Here is a 15,168-nt window from a genome sequence, read left to right on the forward strand (position 1 = left end):
TTGGATCAAGCCAAGGGTCCGGGGCGAGAGCGTTTCCGGTTTAAGCGGAGTCGCAGAAACGCTCTATCTCCTTGTTTTTACGCATTTCCTGACGGAAAACCGCTTCGCACTTTTCCTGGAAATGCTCTAGGTCAGCGTGCGCTTGACCGCATTGCGCCAGCCCTTGAGCTTCGTCTTGCGCGTCGCTTCGTCCATCGCCGGCTCGAAACGGCGATCGCGCGCCCAGGACTTGGCGAACTCCTCCTGCTTCGGCCAGACGCCGGCGCGGCTGCCGGCGAGCCAGGCAACGCCGAGCGCCGTCGTCTCGAGGATGGTCGGCCGGTCGACCGGCGCATCGAGGAGGTCGGAAAGCCGCTGCATCGTCCAGTCCGAGACGACCATGCCGCCGTCGACGCGCAACACGGTTTCCTTGCCGTTGCTGCGCCAGTCCTTGTGCATGGCTTCGAGCAGATCGCGCGTCTGGTAGCAGACCGCTTCGAGCGCGGCACGCGCAAACTCGGCGGGCCCGGTGTTGCGGGTCATGCCGAAGATCGCGCCGCGAGCGTCGGGATCCCAATGCGGCGCACCGAGACCGGTGAAGGCCGGGACGAGGTAAACCTCCTGCGACGGGTCGGCGCCTTCGGCAAGCGTGCCGGTGTCCGGAGCCGCCTTGATGACCTTCAGGCCGTCGCGCAGCCACTGCACCGCCGCGCCGGCAACGAAGATCGAGCCTTCGAGCGCATAGGTGGTTTCGCCATCCAGCCGGTAGGCAATGGTGGTGAGCAGCCGGTTCTTCGAGCGCACCATGTCCTTGCCGGTGTTGAGCAATGCGAAGCAGCCCGTGCCGTAGGTCGATTTCAGCATGCCCGGCTTGAAGCAGGCCTGGCCGATGGTGGCGGCCTGCTGGTCGCCGGCAACACCGAGGATCGGGATCGCCGTGCCGAAGCGCTCCTTGTCGGTGACGCCGAAATCGGCGGCGCAGTCCTTCACCTCCGGCAACATGGCGCGGGGAACGCGCAGGATGTCGAGCAACTCGTCGTCCCAGGCATTGTCGGCGATGTTGTAGAGCAGCGTGCGCGAGGCGTTGGTCGCATCGGTGACGAAGGACTTTCCGCCTGTCAGCCGCCAGATCAGGAAAGTATCGATCGTGCCGAAGCAAAGCTCGCCCTTGGCAGCTCTGGCCTGGGCGCCCTTCACATTCGACAGCAGCCAGTTGAGTTTGGTGCCGGAGAAATAGGGATCGAGCAGCAAACCGGTCTTCTTGGTGAAGGTCTTTTCGAGACCCTGTTTCTTCAGCTTGTCGCAATAGGCTGATGTGCGGCGGTCCTGCCAGACGATGGCGTTGTGGATCGGCTTGCCGGTTTCGCGATCCCAGACCACCACCGTTTCGCGCTGGTTGGTGATGCCGATGCCGGCGATATCGCTTGGGGAGATCCCCGCCTTCCTGATCGCCTCGTTGACGGTGACGACGACGCTATCCCAGATTTCCTCCGGATCGTGCTCGACCCAGCCGGATTTCGGAAAGTGCTGCCTGAATTCCTTCTGGTCGAGGCCTGCTACCTGCTGCTTGCCGTCGAAGACGATCGCCCGGCTCGATGTCGTGCCCTGATCGATCGCGAGAATATATCCGCCCATATGCCCCTCCCCGGCCTCACATCACGTGTCTCGACGCCCTTCCTCTTGGGCGTGGCGTCCATTTCGAAAAACTTCAATACGATGGCAAAACGAATGTCAAACGAAAACAAAACGCAAGAAATCGTGACAAGGCCTCCCGCCGCAACTCTGCGTCGGCGGCCTGAAAAACACAATTGTCACCTCAGCGGTTTTACGCGTAGGTTGACGCTGTTGCGCCGCAAAAAACGGGCAAGATCAGCGGCGCTGCAAAGGGAGAGATCAGGAATGACGAGAACTGCGGTCATCACCGGTTCGACGAGCGGCATCGGCCTTGCCATTGCCAAGGCTTTTGCCAAGGGCGGCGCCAACATCGTCTTGAACGGCTTCGGCACGCCGGACGAAATCAAGGCTGCGACGGACGAAGTCGGGGCGCTCACCACGGGAACGGTCATCTATCACCCGGCCGACATGACGAAGCCGGACGAGATCGCCGACCTGATGGCAACGGCGGCAAAACGCTTCGGCAGCGTCGACATTCTGGTCAACAATGCCGGCGTTCAATATGTCGAGAAGGTCGAGGATTTCCCGGTCGAGCAATGGGACCGGATCATCGCCATCAACCTCTCCTCCTCTTTCCATACCATTCGCGCCGCCCTGCCCGGCATGAAGGCAAAGGGCTGGGGCCGCATCGTCAACATCGCCTCTGCCCACGGGCTCGTCGCCTCGCCGTTCAAATCGGCCTATGTCGCCGCCAAGCACGGCATCATGGGGCTGACAAAGACCGTCGCGCTCGAAGTTGCGGAAAATGGCATCACCGCCAATTCGATCTGCCCGGGTTATGTGCTGACCCCGCTGGTCGAAAAGCAGATCCCGGATCAGGCCCGCACCCGCGGCATCACCGAAGAGCAGGTCATCAACGACGTAATGCTCAAGGGCCAGCCGACCAAGAAATTCATCACCGTCGAGCAGGTAGCGTCGCTCGCCGTCTATCTCGCAAGCGATGATGCGGCGCAGATCACCGGCACGCATGTTTCCATGGACGGCGGCTGGACGGCGCAATAGAGAGCCGCCCGTCCATTGAGACGAGGCGGACGACGCCCTAACTCTATGAAAATGCGCATGGTCCGTCGCCGGGAACGCTTCCGGTTTTTGCGGCCATGCATCAGCAGGAATGAATGGCATGCCTAAGGTTAGGGAACGCAAGGACGACGACAGCATTCGCTTCATCCTCAATGATAGCGAGGTGGCGCTTTCCGACGTCGCGCCGACCGCGACCCTGCTCGACTATCTCAGGCTTGAGCGCCGGCTGACAGGAACCAAGGAAGGCTGCGCGGAGGGCGATTGCGGTGCCTGCACCGTGCTCGTCGGCCGGCTCGCCGGCGAAACGCTGGTCTATGAAAGCGTCAATGCCTGCATCCGCTTCGTCGGATCGTTGCATGCGACCCATGTGGTCACCGTTGAGCATCTCGCCGCCAGGGATGGAACGCTTCATCCCGTGCAGCAGGCGATGGTCGATTTCCATGGCTCACAATGCGGCTTCTGCACGCCCGGCTTCGTCATGTCGCTTTATGGCCTCTGGCTTTCGAACGACAATCCCAGCCGGGCCGACATCGAAAAGGCGCTGCAAGGCAACCTTTGTCGCTGCACCGGCTACGAGCCGATCGTCAAGGCGGCCGAGGCCGCCGCAAGCGCGCGGCCTTCTGCTATCTTCGATCCGATCACGGCTGCGCGCGAGGCCACCATCGCCCGCCTCAAGGCGCTTCAACCCGAGAAAACGATCACCGTCCGCCACGGTGAAAGCTGTCTGATCGTGCCGGCGGATGCCACCGGCCTCGCGACCGCTCTTGCCGAGCACAAAGGCGCGACGGTGGTTGCCGGCGCCACCGATGTCGGCCTCTGGGTCACCAAGCAGATGCGTCCGATCGATCCCGTCGTCTTCATCAACGGCATCGCCGAACTGCAGCGCATCGAGGAAAGCGACGGCGGCCTGACCATTGGTGCCGGCGTCAGCTATTCAGCCGCCTTTGCAGCGCTCAGCAAAGCCTATCCAGCCTTCGGCCGGTTGATCGACCGTATCGGCGGCGAACAGGTGCGCAACATGGGCACGATCGGCGGGAACATCGCCAACGGTTCGCCGATCGGCGACAGTCCACCGCCCCTGATCGTGCTGGGGGCAACTGTCACGCTGCGCTCGACGGAAGGGACGCGCACGCTGCCGCTTGAAGATTTCTTCATCGCCTACGGCAAGCAGGACCGCAAAGCCGGCGAATTCGTCGAGAGCGTCTTCGTGCCCGCGCTGCCGGCGGGTGAGCTGTTTGCGGCCTACAAGCTCTCCAAGCGCCGCGACGAGGACATTTCCGCATTACTCGGCGCCTTCCGCATTTCGCTTGACGGCAACCGGGTAGAGACCGCCCGCATCGCCTTTGGCGGCATGGCCGGCACGCCGAAACGCGCTGCAACCGTCGAGGCCGCGCTCATCGGCAAGCCCTGGACCGAGGAAACGGTGCGCGCCGCTCAGGCAGCCTTCGAGGCCGACTATCAGCCCTTGAGCGATTGGCGCGCCACCAGCACCTATCGCATGCTGGCGGCGAAGAACCTGCTGATGCGCTTTTTCCTGGAAAGTGGCGGCCAGCCGGCGGAGCTCGTGCGCTACGCGGCGGGAGAGAGGTAATCATGGACAAGTCGACCTTCGAAGAACGCAAGGCGATCAAGGGGCAGATGCATTCGCACCAGCGCCATGACAGCGCCCACAAGCACGTGACCGGCACCGCCGATTACATCGACGACATGCCGGAACCGGCGGGCACGCTGCACGGTGCGCTGGGGATGACCGACCGCGCCCACGCCGAAATCACCGCCATGGACCTCTCGGCCGTCGCCGCGGCGGCCGGCGTCGTCTGCGTGCTGACGGCGAGCGACATGCCGCATTCCAACGATATCAGCCCCAGCCACCTGCATGACGAGCCGGTGCTTGCCGACGGCATCGTGCAGTTCCACGGCCAGCCGGCCTTTGCCGTCATCGCCGAGACGCGCGACATCGCCCGTCGTGCTGCCCGGCTGGCGAAGATCAGCTATCGCGACCTGGCGCATTTCACCGATATCACCGATGCGGTAGCCCATGGCGGCGAGCTCGTCACCCAGCCCCTGACCTTGCAGCGGGGCGATGCCGACGCTGAACTGGAAAAGGCGCCGCGCCGGCTGAAGGGCCGGATGCGCATCGGCGGCCAGGAGCACTTCTACCTCGAAGGCCATATCGCCCTTGCCATTCCCGGCGAGGACGACGAGGTCACCGTCTGGTCGTCGACCCAGCACCCAAGCGAAATCCAGCACATGGTCTCGCACGTGCTCGGCGTTCCCTCCAATGCGGTCACGGTCAATGTGCGCCGCATGGGCGGCGGCTTCGGCGGCAAGGAAACGCAGGGCAACCAGTTCGCAGCCCTTGCAGCCGTGGCGGCGAAAAAGCTCGGCCGTGCGGTCAAGTTTCGCCCCGACCGCGACGAGGACATGACCGCCACCGGCAAGCGTCACGACTTCCTCGTCGACTACGATGTCGGCTTCGACGAGGAAGGCCGCATCCACGCCGTTCACGCCAATTACGCTGCGCGCTGCGGCTACTCCTCCGATCTCTCCGGACCGGTGACCGACCGCGCGCTGTTCCACGCAGACAGCTCCTACTTCTACCCGCATGTAAAACTGACGTCGCAGCCGCTGAAGACGAACACCGTCTCCAACACCGCCTATCGCGGCTTCGGTGGCCCGCAAGGCATGGTCGGCGGCGAGCGCATGATCGAAGAGATCGCCTACGCTCTCGGCAAGGATCCGCTCGAGATCCGCAAGCTCAATTTCTACGGCGAGAAGGGTTCCGGCCGGGATATCACCCCTTACCACCAGCAGGTCGAAGACAACATCATCGCCCGGATCGTCGCCGAGCTTGAAGTCGACGCCGATTACCAGGCGCGCCGCATGGCCATTATCGAGTTCAACCGTGCGAGCCGTGTCATTCGCAAGGGCATCGCGCTGACGCCGGTGAAGTTCGGCATCTCCTTCACCATGACCGCATTTAACCAGGCCGGCGCCCTCGTGCACATCTATCAGGATGGCTCGATCCACCTGAACCACGGCGGCACGGAAATGGGCCAGGGCCTTTATGTGAAGGTCGCGCAGGTCATCGCCGACAGCTTCCAGGTCGATCTCGACCGCGTGCGCGTCACCGCGACCACGACCGGCAAGGTCCCCAACACCTCGGCGACCGCTGCATCGTCCGGCTCCGACCTCAATGGCATGGCCGCCTTCGATGCGGCGCGCCAGATCAAGGAACGGCTCGTCGCCTTTGCAGCCGAGCGCTGGCAGACGACGGCGGAAAACGTCACTTTCGTTCCCGATCACGTGAAGATCGGCGAAGAACTGGTACCCTTCCCGGAATTCATCAAGCTTGCCTATACGGCGCGCGTGCAGCTTTCGGCCGCCGGCTTCTACAAGACGCCGAAAATCCATTGGGACCGCGCGACCGGACGGGGAACGCCCTTCTACTACTTCGCCTATGGCGCCTCGGTGTCGGAAGTATCTGTTGATACGCTGACCGGCGAATACATGGTCGATCGCGTCGACGTGCTGCACGATGTCGGCCGCTCGCTCAATCCGGCGATCGACCTTGGCCAGATCGAAGGCGGTTTCGTCCAGGGCATGGGATGGCTGACAACGGAGGAGCTGTGGTGGGACGACAAGGGCCGACTGCGCACGCACGCACCCTCGACCTACAAGATCCCGCTCGCCTCGGACCGGCCGAAGATCTTCAACGTCAAACTGGCCGAGTGGTCGGAAAATGCGGAAAAGACCATCGGGCGGTCAAAGGCCGTGGGCGAACCGCCCTTCATGCTGCCGATCTCCGTGCTCGAGGCGCTGTCGATGGCGGTGGCGAGCGTTGCCGATTATCGCGAATGCCCGCGCCTTGATGCGCCGGCGACGCCGGAGCGCGTGCTGATGGCCGTCGAACGCCTTCGACAATCGTCTTGATTGATGACATCGCCGCGCATCCCGTTCGACGCGCGGCGTGTGAGAGCTCCGGTCAGATCCGGGGCAGCTCGTCGATGTTGACGAGGCGGTGCGCGTCGGCCTGCGCCTCGACATCGTCCCCATAGGGGCCACGGCCATCCATGAAACCCATGTCTCTTTTGATATGGTCGGACAGCGCATTGACGTCGAGCACCGGCTTGGCGACAACGGCACGGCCAAACAGGGTGGACGTGAGCCGCACGACCGCATCCAGCGAAAGAAGCGGTTTTCTTTCAGTATGTTCGATAACGTCGCAAGTCATTTTGAGCACCTGTTCGTCTTGGGAAGTTGACTTGCAGGATGCCGTGGAAGAGGATTGAGTTCCAATCGAACATCCGTCTGCATGCATCAAGAGAACTTATCCATGAAGATGTCCAAGCAGTTTCCGCTGAATGCGTTGAGGGTCTTCGAAGCCGTCGCCCGGCTCGGCAGTTTTACCAAGGCCGGCGAGGAGCTGGGCATGACCCAGACCGCCGTCAGCTACCAGGTCAAGCTGATCGAGGAGAGCGTCGGCGAGCCCTTGTTCCTGCGCCGCCCACGCCAGATCGCGTTGACCGATGTCGGCCAGCGGCTGGCGCCACGGGTCACCGAAGCCTTCGAGATGCTGCAGGAGGCCGTCTCCTCAGCGCGCGGCGATATCGACAGCACACTGTTGATCAGCTCGACCCCGACCTTCGCCTCGCAATGGCTCGCCCGCAACATCGGCTCGTTTCAGCTCGCCCACCCCACCATCGCCGTGCGCCTGGACACCAACGACAACCTCGTCGATTTTGCCAAGGAACCCACGGATCTCGCCATCCGCTCCGGCGCCGGCGTCTGGCCGGGCCTCGACACACATCCGCTGATGCGCGTCGAGTTCAGCCCGATGCTGAGCCCGGCACTCGCCGAAACCGTTGGCGGCATCCGCGAGCCGCGTGATCTCCTGAAGCTCAGGATCATCGATGCCGGCGACCCCTGGTGGCGGATCTGGTTTTCGGCCGCCGGCGTCGACGATCCGGATCTCGAGGGCCGCCCGACAAGCCGGCTCGGCGCGCAATCCTTCGAGGCGCGCGCCGCCGTTGCCGGCCAGGGCGTGGCGATCCTGACACCGGAATTCTACGGTGACGACGTAGCGCTTGGCCGGCTCTACCAGCCTTTCGACCTGCGCTGCAGCGACGGCTGCGACTACTGGCTGGCCTACCCGCATGCGCGCCGCAACACCCCGAAGATCCGCATCTTCCGCGACTGGATCCTCAGCGAACTCTGCCCGTCGGTTCAGTTCGGGGCCGATTGGGTAGAAGAGCGCAAGGCGGCTTCCGCGAGCTAGGGTAACCCATTAGAATCCATCAGGTTTATCATTCCGGGTGAATTCACCCCGAAATCGTCCCGATCGCGGCAATTTACGCTTGGAGGCGCATTCGCCCCCTTCCCCAACTCCCGGTTTTTGCGCAAGGTGCGCTGACGGAGAGAATAAAGGGGACCTGAATGTACGAGTTCGCCATCGCCTGGGAATGGCTGGCCTTTGCTGTGCGCTGGCTGCATGTCATTACCGCCATCGCCTGGATCGGCTCATCCTTCTATTTCATCGCGCTCGACCTCGGTCTCGTGAAGCGCGACCACCTGCCTGTTGGAGCCTACGGCGAGGAATGGCAGGTGCATGGCGGTGGCTTCTACCACATCCAGAAATATCTGGTCGCCCCCGCCTCGATGCCCGAGCACCTGACCTGGTTCAAATGGGAATCTTACGTGACGTGGCTTTCGGGCTTCGCCATGCTCTGTCTGGTCTATTACGGCGGTGCCGATCTTTTCCTGATCGATCGCCACGTGCTCGATATCTCGGCAACGTCCGCGATCCTGATCTCGCTCGCCTCGCTCGGCATCGGATGGGTCTTCTATGACCTGCTCTGCAAGTCGCCGCTCGGCAACAACACCTGGGGCCTGATGGCGCTTCTTTATGTGGCGCTGGTGATCATGGCCTGGGGCTATACCCAGGTGTTTACAGGCCGCGCCGCCTTCCTGCATCTGGGCGCTTTCACCGCCACCATCATGTCGGCCAACGTCTTCTTCCTCATCATTCCCAACCAGAAGATCGTCGTTGCCGACCTGATCGCCGGGCGCACGCCCGACCCGAAGCTCGGCGCCCAGGCCAAGCAGCGCTCGCTGCACAACAACTACCTGACCCTGCCGGTCATCTTCTTCATGCTGTCGAACCACTATCCGCTGGCTTTTGCCACCGCCTTCAACTGGATCATCGCGGCGCTGGTGTTCCTGATGGGTGTCACCATCCGGCACTGGTTCAATACGACCCATGCCCGCAAGGGTAGGCCTACCTGGACGTGGCTCGTCACCGTCCTCCTCTTCATCCTGATCATGTGGCTGTCGACCGTGCCGAAGGTGCTGACCGGCGAAGAAAAAGCCGAGGTCGCGCCGGTCTTTGCCCGGTTTGCGGAGAATGCGCATTTCCCCGCCGTCAAGGACGCGATCTCGACCCGCTGTTCCATGTGCCACGCAGCCGAACCGGTCTATGAGGGCATCGCCCGGCCGCCGAAGGGCGTGGTGTTAGAGAGCGATCAGGAGATTGCCGCCCACGCCCGCGAAATCTATATCCAGGCGGGGCGCAGCCATGCCATGCCGCCCGGCAACATAACCGACATGACGACGGACGAGCGCCAGTTGCTGGCAGCCTGGTTCGAAAGCGCCGTCGAGGAAGGCAAGACACAATGACAACGACGCTCATCCGCGGCCGCCTCTTGAGCTTTCACCGCGCGCCAATGGCAATCGAGGACAGCGCCGCCTACACCTATGAAAGCGATGGCGCGCTGCTGGTCGCAGACGGCCGGATCAAAACGTCTGGCACCTACGCGACTGTGAAGGCCGAGGCAGCGGATGATATCGTCGAGATCGATCACCGCCCGCACCTGATCGTGCCGGGCTTCATCGACACGCATCTGCATTTCCCGCAGATGCAGGTGATGGCCTCCTACGCCGCCAACCTGCTGGAATGGCTCAACACCTATACCTTCCCGGAAGAGTGCCGCTTCGTCGAGACCGCCCATGCCGAGCGCATCGCCAGCCGTTTCTTCGACGAAATGGTCCGCCACGGCACGACGACGGCGGCCGCCTATTGCACCGTGCATAAGGCATCCGCCGACGCCTTCTTCGCCGAGGCGCTACGCCGCGACATGCGCATGATCGCCGGCAAGGTGATGATGGACCGCAATGCCCCGCAGGGGTTGCTCGATACGCCGCAGATGGGCTACGACGAGACCCGCGCGGTAATCCGCGACTGGCACGGCAAGGGCCGCAACCATGTCGCCATCACTCCGCGCTTTGCCATCACCTCGACGCCGGAGCAGATGGACGTCGCAAAATCGCTGGTGCATGAGTTTCCCGACCTGCATGTCCAGACACATCTGTCGGAAAACCGCGACGAGATCGCCTTTACCTGCGAACTCTATCCGGAAGCCACCGATTATACCGACGTCTACGCCCGTTATGGGCTGCTTGGGCCGAAGAGCCTGTTCGGCCACTGCATCCACCTCTCAGACCGCGAGGCGGACGTGATGTGCGAGACGGGATCGGTCGCGGTCTTCTGCCCGACATCCAACCTCTTCCTCGGCTCGGGCCTTTTCCCGTTGCGGGCGCTCAACCGGCGCGAAAAGCCGGTACGCACCTCGGTCGCCTCGGATATCGGCGGCGGCACCAGCTATTCGATGCTGAAGACGCTCGACGAGGCCTACAAGATCCTGCAACTGCAGGGCGAGCGGCTGAACCCGTTCGACAGCTTCTTCATGATGACCCGCGGCAACGCCGAGGCGCTGTCGCTGGTCGATCGCATCGGCACGCTCGAGGCCGGCACCGACGCCGACTTCATCGTGCTCAACATGGCGGCAACACCGGCGATGGCGCTGCGCGCCGAAGTGGTCAACTCACTCGCCGATGAACTTTTCCTGCTCCAGACCATGGGCGACGACCGCGCGATCGTCGAGACCTATGTGGCGGGAAAACCGGCCAAGGCGGCACTCGCTGCTGCCTGACTTCACCGTCATTGGCAAAGAGGTCAAAAAAATTGACCTCTTTGCGTCCGCGCTATTAACAAGCCTCCGGCAAACATGGTAAGGCCTCGGTAGTCATCCCAAGAGTTGGGTGCGGAAAAGTGTCCGCGGCTTTCCGCCCGCATCCCGCTCTAACCTGTGTTTCAGATGAAGGCCGTTTCCATGACGCAAATCCTCGAAATCAGCGACCTCAAGGCCCTTGCCAAGCGCCGCGTACCGAAGCTCTTCTTCGATTACGCCGACAGCGGCGCCTGGACCGAGGGCACCTATCGCGCCAACGAGGAAGACTTCGCCAAGGTGAAGCTGCGCCAGCGGGTGCTGGTCGACATGACCAACCGCTCGCTGGAAACGACCATGATCGGCCAGAAAGTGTCGATGCCGGTGGCGCTGGCGCCGACGGGGCTGACCGGCATGCAGCACGCCGATGGCGAGATGCTGGCAGCCCAGGCGGCCGAAGCCTTTGGCGTTCCCTTCACGTTGTCGACCATGAGCATCTGCTCAATCGAGGATGTCGCGTCGGTCACAACCAAGCCCTTCTGGTTCCAGCTCTACGTCATGCGCGAGCGCGAGTTCGTGCTGAACCTCATCGACCGGGCCAAGGCCGCCAAGTGCTCGGCACTGGTGCTGACGCTCGACCTGCAGATCCTCGGCCAGCGCCACAAGGACCTGCGCAACAGCCTGTCGGCCCCGCCGAAGCTGACCCCCAAGCATCTCTGGCAGATGGCGACACGTCCCGGCTGGTGCATGAAGATGCTCGGCACCAACCGCCGCACCTTCCGCAATATCGTCGGCCACGCCAAGAGCGTCACCGACCTGTCCTCGCTCGGCGCCTGGACGGCAGAACAGTTCGACCCGCAACTCTCGTGGAAGGACGTCGAATGGATCAAGGAGCGCTGGGGCGGTCCGCTGATCCTGAAGGGCATTCTCGATCCGGAAGACGCCAAGATGGCGGCGGCGACCGGCGCCGACGCGATCATCGTCTCCAACCACGGCGGCCGCCAGCTCGATGGCGCCCATTCCTCGATCAGCATGCTGCCGCGCATCGTCGATGCGGTCGGCCACCAGATCGAGGTGCATCTCGATGGCGGCATCCGCTCCGGCCAGGACGTGCTGAAGGCCGTCGCCATGGGCGCCAAGGGCACCTATATCGGCCGCCCCTTCCTCTACGGCCTCGGCGCCATGGGGAAGGAAGGCGTGACCAAGGCGCTGGAAATCATCCGCAAGGAGATGGACATCACCATGGCGCTCTGCGGCAAGCGCGATATCAACGACGTCAACCGCGACATTCTCGCGGATTGATCGAGCGCGCCAACCGGCGAAGCCGGATTGCCTGAAAAGGGCGGCTTCGCGGCCGGCCTCCAACACGTGTGTGGAATGCCTGCAGTTCCAAATTGGTCGCATAAACTAAACGTATGCGATCGTTTCTTGCGGCGAACCGTCCTTTGAGACGGGCGGTTCAGTCGTAAGCTTCAGGATTGATGCAGGTCGCCTTTACAGCGCCGCGCGTCAAATATGACGCGCAAAGGACGCTGTATCGCTTCAAACTTGTTGCATAATTCTATCCTCAAATCGGATCAGATTTGAGGAATTATGCAGTAGATCCAAGAGTTTGCGGCTCTCCGATCTCTATTGCGTGCCCGTCGGGATCATAAAAACGGAACACCCGCTGTCCCCAGGCTTGCCGCTCAATCGGGTGGATCAGCTCCACCTGCGGCGCAATGCTTTCGAAGGCCGCTTCGATATTCTCATGCTCGAAGTAGAGCAGCAGGTTCCCTCGCCCATAGGGTTCTTCCGCGGGACCGACTTCCCGCCAGACTGTTTGTTCCAGCGAACGACCCTCGTGGATCGCAAAACCGGTCTCGAAGAGAACGAAGTTTCCGAAGTCCTTCAACACCGTCAGACCGAGTGTCTCCCGGTAAAAGTCCCTGGATCGATCGATGTCGCGGACGAAAGGGATCGGATTGATGAAACGCATCGAATTCCCCTCGTGAGTCTCAAAATCGTCTCACACAATCCCGATCAAGGCGACGGTTTTCGACTGAATTTTACGCCGCGAACACTCATCCACCCACGCTCAGCTGCCGCGATAGGTCGAGTAGCCGTAGGGCGAAAGAAGCAGCGGCACGTGATAATGGCTGGCCGGATCGGCAATGCCGAAGCGCAGCGGGATCAGGTCGAGGAAGGCAGGCTCCGGCAGGTCCGCACCGACACGACGAAGATAGTCGCCGGCGTGGAAGACCAACTCGTAGCTGCCCGCCATGAAGCCGATGCCTTCGACCATGGGCCCATCGACGCGTCCGTCGCTGTTGGTATGAACGGTGCGGATCAGTTGCCGCTCGTCGCCTTCGAGCCAAAAGAGGTCGATGCGCAAGCCTTCGGCCGGCGTGCCGAGCGCAGTGTCGAGGACATGGGTGGTCAGGCGGCCGGTGCTGCTCATCGCTGCTCTTCCTTCATATTGCGCTCTCGATGACGAAGGGCTCGTCGTAGACATATTCTTCGAGATTGTTTCCCGGCCCATCCCGATCGACGACGATGAAGTCGCTGACCGCGCCCACCGACATCAGCGGATGGTGCCAGACATTGCGCCCGTAGTTGACGCCCTGCCGCCCGTTCGCCCGGAACACCCGCGGCATTCCCGGTCGGCCCCCCTCGTCTTCGGCAACGACGACGAGCCAGGGCCGGTCCTCGAGCGGCGAAAAGCTCTGGCTGCCGAAGGGGTGTCGCTCCATCATCGCCACCGCGTAAGGAAAGGCGCGCGGCTGGCCGCGAAAGATATTGATGATGACATCGGCACCCTCGCCGACAACATCGGCACGCGCCAGGCCATGGAAGCGTTCGGTGGTCCCGCCATTGATGTACCGCATCGAAGCCGGATCAGCCTCGATGACCGTGCCGAACGGCGCGAAAGCATCCTGCGTCAGGGGTTCGATCGAAAGAATACGCGACATCAGGCCATCGCCCCGCGGTGCTCATTGCCGGCGGCGTCGGCATGGTCCGGTTCGACTGCCCTCGGTAAAGATGAGCGCAGATAGCGAACGGGTATGTCAGGCATTTTCGTCTCCTGGAAGCATGGATTGCAGCCGCAGGCGGGCGATCTTCTCCACCTGCGCACAGGCGGTTTCAAATTCCTCTTCGGTCGAATTGTCAATGCGCCTTTCGAACGAGGCGAGAATGTCGTTCTTCGTCAGGCCCTTGACCGCGATGATGAAGGGAAAGCCGAATTTCTGCGTATAGGCCTCGTTCAGCGCCGTGAACCGGGCATGCTCGTCGGCCGAAAGGCGGTCGAGGCCGGCCGACGCCTGCTCCGCCGTCGAGTCCGCCGTCAGCTTGCCGGCGATCGCCAGCTTGCCGGCAAGATCCGGGTGGGCGCGCAGCACCGCCAGCCTTTCGCGCGGCAGACCGGCGCGAAAGGCCTGGCAAAGTGCCGAGTGCACGTTGCCGGCCGAAAGTCCCGTTGCGGCCGCCCGGTCGTAGGCCCGTTCGGCAACCCATGGAGAATGCTCGAACACGCCGCCGAAGCGGCTGACGAAGGCGTCGCGATCGGACATCAGAGAGCCCCTTCCGGCTTGTGGTGTTCATACCAGTGACGGGCGATGTCGATGCGCCGCGGCACCCAGACCTTGTCGTGCGACATGACATAGTCGATGAACCGCGCCAGCGCCGCGGCGCGGCCTGGACGCCCAACGAGGCGGCAGTGCAGGCCGATGTTCATCATCTTGGCGTTGCCTTCCTTGCCCTCCTCATAGAGCACGTCGAACGTGTCTTTGAGATAGGTGAAGAACTGGTCGCCGGAGTTGAAACCCTGGTTCGTCGCAAAGCGCATGTCGTTGGCGTCGAGTGTGTAGGGGATGATCAGATGCGGCTTGTCGGCCGTCAGCCCCGCCACCCAATAGGGCAACTCATCCGCATAGGAATCGGAGGAATAGAGGAACCCGCCCTCTTCGAGAACGAGCTTCAGCGTGTTGCTTGAAGGCTTGCCCTGGTAAAGGCCAAGCGGGCGCTCGCCGGTCAGTTCGGTATGCAGCCGAACGACTTCGCGGATATGCTCGCGCTCCACCTCTTCGGGGAAATCCTTGTATTCGAGCCAGCGCAGGCCGTGGCTGGCGATCTCCCAGCCCGCTTCCTTCATGGCGGCGACCGCTTCGGGATTGCGAGCCATCGCCAACGTCACGCCGTAGACCGTCAACGGCACGTCGCGGCTGGTGAACATGCGCCAGAGCCGCCAGAAACCGGAGCGCGAACCGTACTCATAAATCGATTCCATGTTGAGGTTGCGCTGGCCCTGCCAAGGCTGTGCACCAACGATCTCCGAGAGCAGGCTCTCGGAGGCCAGGTCGCCATCGAGGATGCAGCTTTCGCCGCCCTCTTCATAGTTGAGCACGAACTGCACGGCGATACGCGCATCGCCCGGCCAGTTTGCCTTGGGCGGGTTGCGGCCATAGCCGACGAGGTCACGCGGATAGGAAGTCTCAGACATCAAATCACCCTT

The 15,168-nt window shown here is 62.5% G+C and carries 14 protein-coding genes; 7 read left to right on the top strand and 7 right to left on the bottom strand.

The window, feature by feature from the left end:
• Window positions 1-126: 126 nt before the first annotated feature.
• A complete protein-coding gene (gene glpK, locus C6558_RS25995) occupies window positions 127-1,614 on the bottom strand; it encodes a glycerol kinase GlpK (protein ID WP_025428008.1) in 1,488 nt (495 codons plus the stop codon).
• Between the two features lie 264 nt (window positions 1,615-1,878).
• On the opposite strand from glpK, the gene C6558_RS26000 reads away from it, so the two are divergent.
• From C6558_RS26000 to xdhB, 3 genes are all read left to right on the top strand, one after another.
• The gene (locus C6558_RS26000; protein ID WP_025428009.1) at window positions 1,879-2,655 is read left to right on the top strand and encodes a 3-hydroxybutyrate dehydrogenase; all 777 of its coding nucleotides are present in this window, start codon (window positions 1,879-1,881) and stop codon (window positions 2,653-2,655) included.
• Between the two features lie 118 nt (window positions 2,656-2,773).
• Window positions 2,774-4,264, top strand: a complete 1,491-nt coding sequence (xdhA, locus tag C6558_RS26005) for a xanthine dehydrogenase small subunit (protein WP_057221007.1) — start codon at window positions 2,774-2,776, stop codon at window positions 4,262-4,264.
• Between the two features lie 2 nt (window positions 4,265-4,266).
• Window positions 4,267-6,606, top strand: a complete 2,340-nt coding sequence (gene xdhB / locus C6558_RS26010) for a xanthine dehydrogenase molybdopterin binding subunit (protein WP_025428011.1) — start codon at window positions 4,267-4,269, stop codon at window positions 6,604-6,606.
• A 52-nt stretch (window positions 6,607-6,658) separates the two neighbouring features.
• Here the strand turns inward: xdhB and C6558_RS26015 are convergent, their stop codons facing one another.
• Window positions 6,659-6,907 (bottom strand): hypothetical protein, encoded by a 249-nt coding sequence (locus tag C6558_RS26015; protein ID WP_025428012.1) that lies wholly within the window; start codon window positions 6,905-6,907, stop codon window positions 6,659-6,661.
• Between the two features lie 102 nt (window positions 6,908-7,009).
• Between C6558_RS26015 and C6558_RS26020 the strand changes: the two genes are divergently transcribed.
• The 4 genes from C6558_RS26020 (at window position 7,010) to C6558_RS26035 (ending at window position 11,978) form a co-directional block, all read left to right on the top strand.
• Window positions 7,010-7,951 (top strand): LysR substrate-binding domain-containing protein, encoded by a 942-nt coding sequence (locus tag C6558_RS26020; RefSeq protein WP_057212610.1) that lies wholly within the window; start codon window positions 7,010-7,012, stop codon window positions 7,949-7,951.
• 158 nt (window positions 7,952-8,109) lie between these two features.
• Entirely contained in the window at window positions 8,110-9,348 is a 1,239-nt protein-coding gene (gene puuD / locus C6558_RS26025; protein ID WP_025428014.1) for a urate hydroxylase PuuD, read from the top strand.
• Window positions 9,345-10,661: a guanine deaminase gene (gene guaD, locus C6558_RS26030; RefSeq protein WP_025428015.1), complete on the top strand. Its 1,317-nt coding sequence runs from the start codon at window positions 9,345-9,347 to the stop codon at window positions 10,659-10,661. Before puuD ends, guaD begins: the two co-directional genes overlap by 4 nt.
• 180 nt (window positions 10,662-10,841) lie before the next feature.
• Window positions 10,842-11,978 (top strand): alpha-hydroxy acid oxidase, encoded by a 1,137-nt coding sequence (locus C6558_RS26035; protein WP_025428016.1) that lies wholly within the window; start codon window positions 10,842-10,844, stop codon window positions 11,976-11,978.
• 289 nt (window positions 11,979-12,267) lie between these two features.
• Here the strand turns inward: C6558_RS26035 and C6558_RS26040 are convergent, their stop codons facing one another.
• The 5 genes from C6558_RS26040 to puuE form a co-directional block, all read right to left on the bottom strand.
• The gene (locus tag C6558_RS26040; RefSeq protein ID WP_025428017.1) at window positions 12,268-12,654 is read right to left on the bottom strand and encodes a VOC family protein; all 387 of its coding nucleotides are present in this window, start codon (window positions 12,652-12,654) and stop codon (window positions 12,268-12,270) included.
• Window positions 12,655-12,753: 99 nt separating this feature from the next.
• Window positions 12,754-13,116: a hydroxyisourate hydrolase gene (uraH, locus tag C6558_RS26045; RefSeq protein WP_025428018.1), complete on the bottom strand. Its 363-nt coding sequence runs from the start codon at window positions 13,114-13,116 to the stop codon at window positions 12,754-12,756.
• 13 nt (window positions 13,117-13,129) lie between these two features.
• On the bottom strand, window positions 13,130-13,627 hold the full coding sequence (locus tag C6558_RS26050) for an ureidoglycolate lyase (RefSeq protein WP_025428019.1): 498 nt from the start codon (window positions 13,625-13,627) through the stop codon (window positions 13,130-13,132).
• 96 nt (window positions 13,628-13,723) lie between these two features.
• The gene (uraD, locus tag C6558_RS26055; protein WP_025428020.1) at window positions 13,724-14,227 is read right to left on the bottom strand and encodes a 2-oxo-4-hydroxy-4-carboxy-5-ureidoimidazoline decarboxylase; all 504 of its coding nucleotides are present in this window, start codon (window positions 14,225-14,227) and stop codon (window positions 13,724-13,726) included.
• Window positions 14,227-15,156, bottom strand: a complete 930-nt coding sequence (puuE, locus tag C6558_RS26060; RefSeq protein WP_025428021.1) for an allantoinase PuuE — start codon at window positions 15,154-15,156, stop codon at window positions 14,227-14,229. Before puuE ends, uraD begins: the two co-directional genes overlap by 1 nt.
• Window positions 15,157-15,168 lie beyond the last annotated feature (12 nt).

Origin of the sequence: Ensifer sp. NM-2, from assembly GCF_003024455.1 — a bacterium.
GTDB classification, from domain to species: domain Bacteria; phylum Pseudomonadota; class Alphaproteobacteria; order Rhizobiales; family Rhizobiaceae; genus Ensifer; species Ensifer canadensis.

Excerpts from the sequence above, each read along its gene's own strand:
- C6558_RS26040 (WP_025428017.1), bottom strand. The coding sequence starts at position 12,654 with ATGCGTTTCATCAATCCGATCCCTTTCGTCCGCGACATCGATCGATCC.
- C6558_RS26020 (WP_057212610.1), top strand. The coding sequence starts at position 7,010 with ATGAAGATGTCCAAGCAGTTTCCGCTGAATGCGTTGAGGGTCTTCGAA.
- xdhA (WP_057221007.1), top strand. The coding sequence starts at position 2,774 with ATGCCTAAGGTTAGGGAACGCAAGGACGACGACAGCATTCGCTTCATC.
- puuD (WP_025428014.1), top strand. The coding sequence starts at position 8,110 with ATGTACGAGTTCGCCATCGCCTGGGAATGGCTGGCCTTTGCTGTGCGC.
- C6558_RS26035 (WP_025428016.1), top strand. The coding sequence starts at position 10,842 with ATGACGCAAATCCTCGAAATCAGCGACCTCAAGGCCCTTGCCAAGCGC.
- uraD (WP_025428020.1), bottom strand. The coding sequence starts at position 14,227 with ATGTCCGATCGCGACGCCTTCGTCAGCCGCTTCGGCGGCGTGTTCGAG.
- puuE (WP_025428021.1), bottom strand. The coding sequence starts at position 15,156 with ATGTCTGAGACTTCCTATCCGCGTGACCTCGTCGGCTATGGCCGCAAC.
- uraH (WP_025428018.1), bottom strand. The coding sequence starts at position 13,116 with ATGAGCAGCACCGGCCGCCTGACCACCCATGTCCTCGACACTGCGCTC.
- C6558_RS26050 (WP_025428019.1), bottom strand. The coding sequence starts at position 13,627 with ATGTCGCGTATTCTTTCGATCGAACCCCTGACGCAGGATGCTTTCGCG.
- C6558_RS26015 (WP_025428012.1), bottom strand. The coding sequence starts at position 6,907 with ATGACTTGCGACGTTATCGAACATACTGAAAGAAAACCGCTTCTTTCG.
- C6558_RS26000 (WP_025428009.1), top strand. The coding sequence starts at position 1,879 with ATGACGAGAACTGCGGTCATCACCGGTTCGACGAGCGGCATCGGCCTT.
- guaD (WP_025428015.1), top strand. The coding sequence starts at position 9,345 with ATGACAACGACGCTCATCCGCGGCCGCCTCTTGAGCTTTCACCGCGCG.
- xdhB (WP_025428011.1), top strand. The coding sequence starts at position 4,267 with ATGGACAAGTCGACCTTCGAAGAACGCAAGGCGATCAAGGGGCAGATG.
- glpK (WP_025428008.1), bottom strand. The coding sequence starts at position 1,614 with ATGGGCGGATATATTCTCGCGATCGATCAGGGCACGACATCGAGCCGG.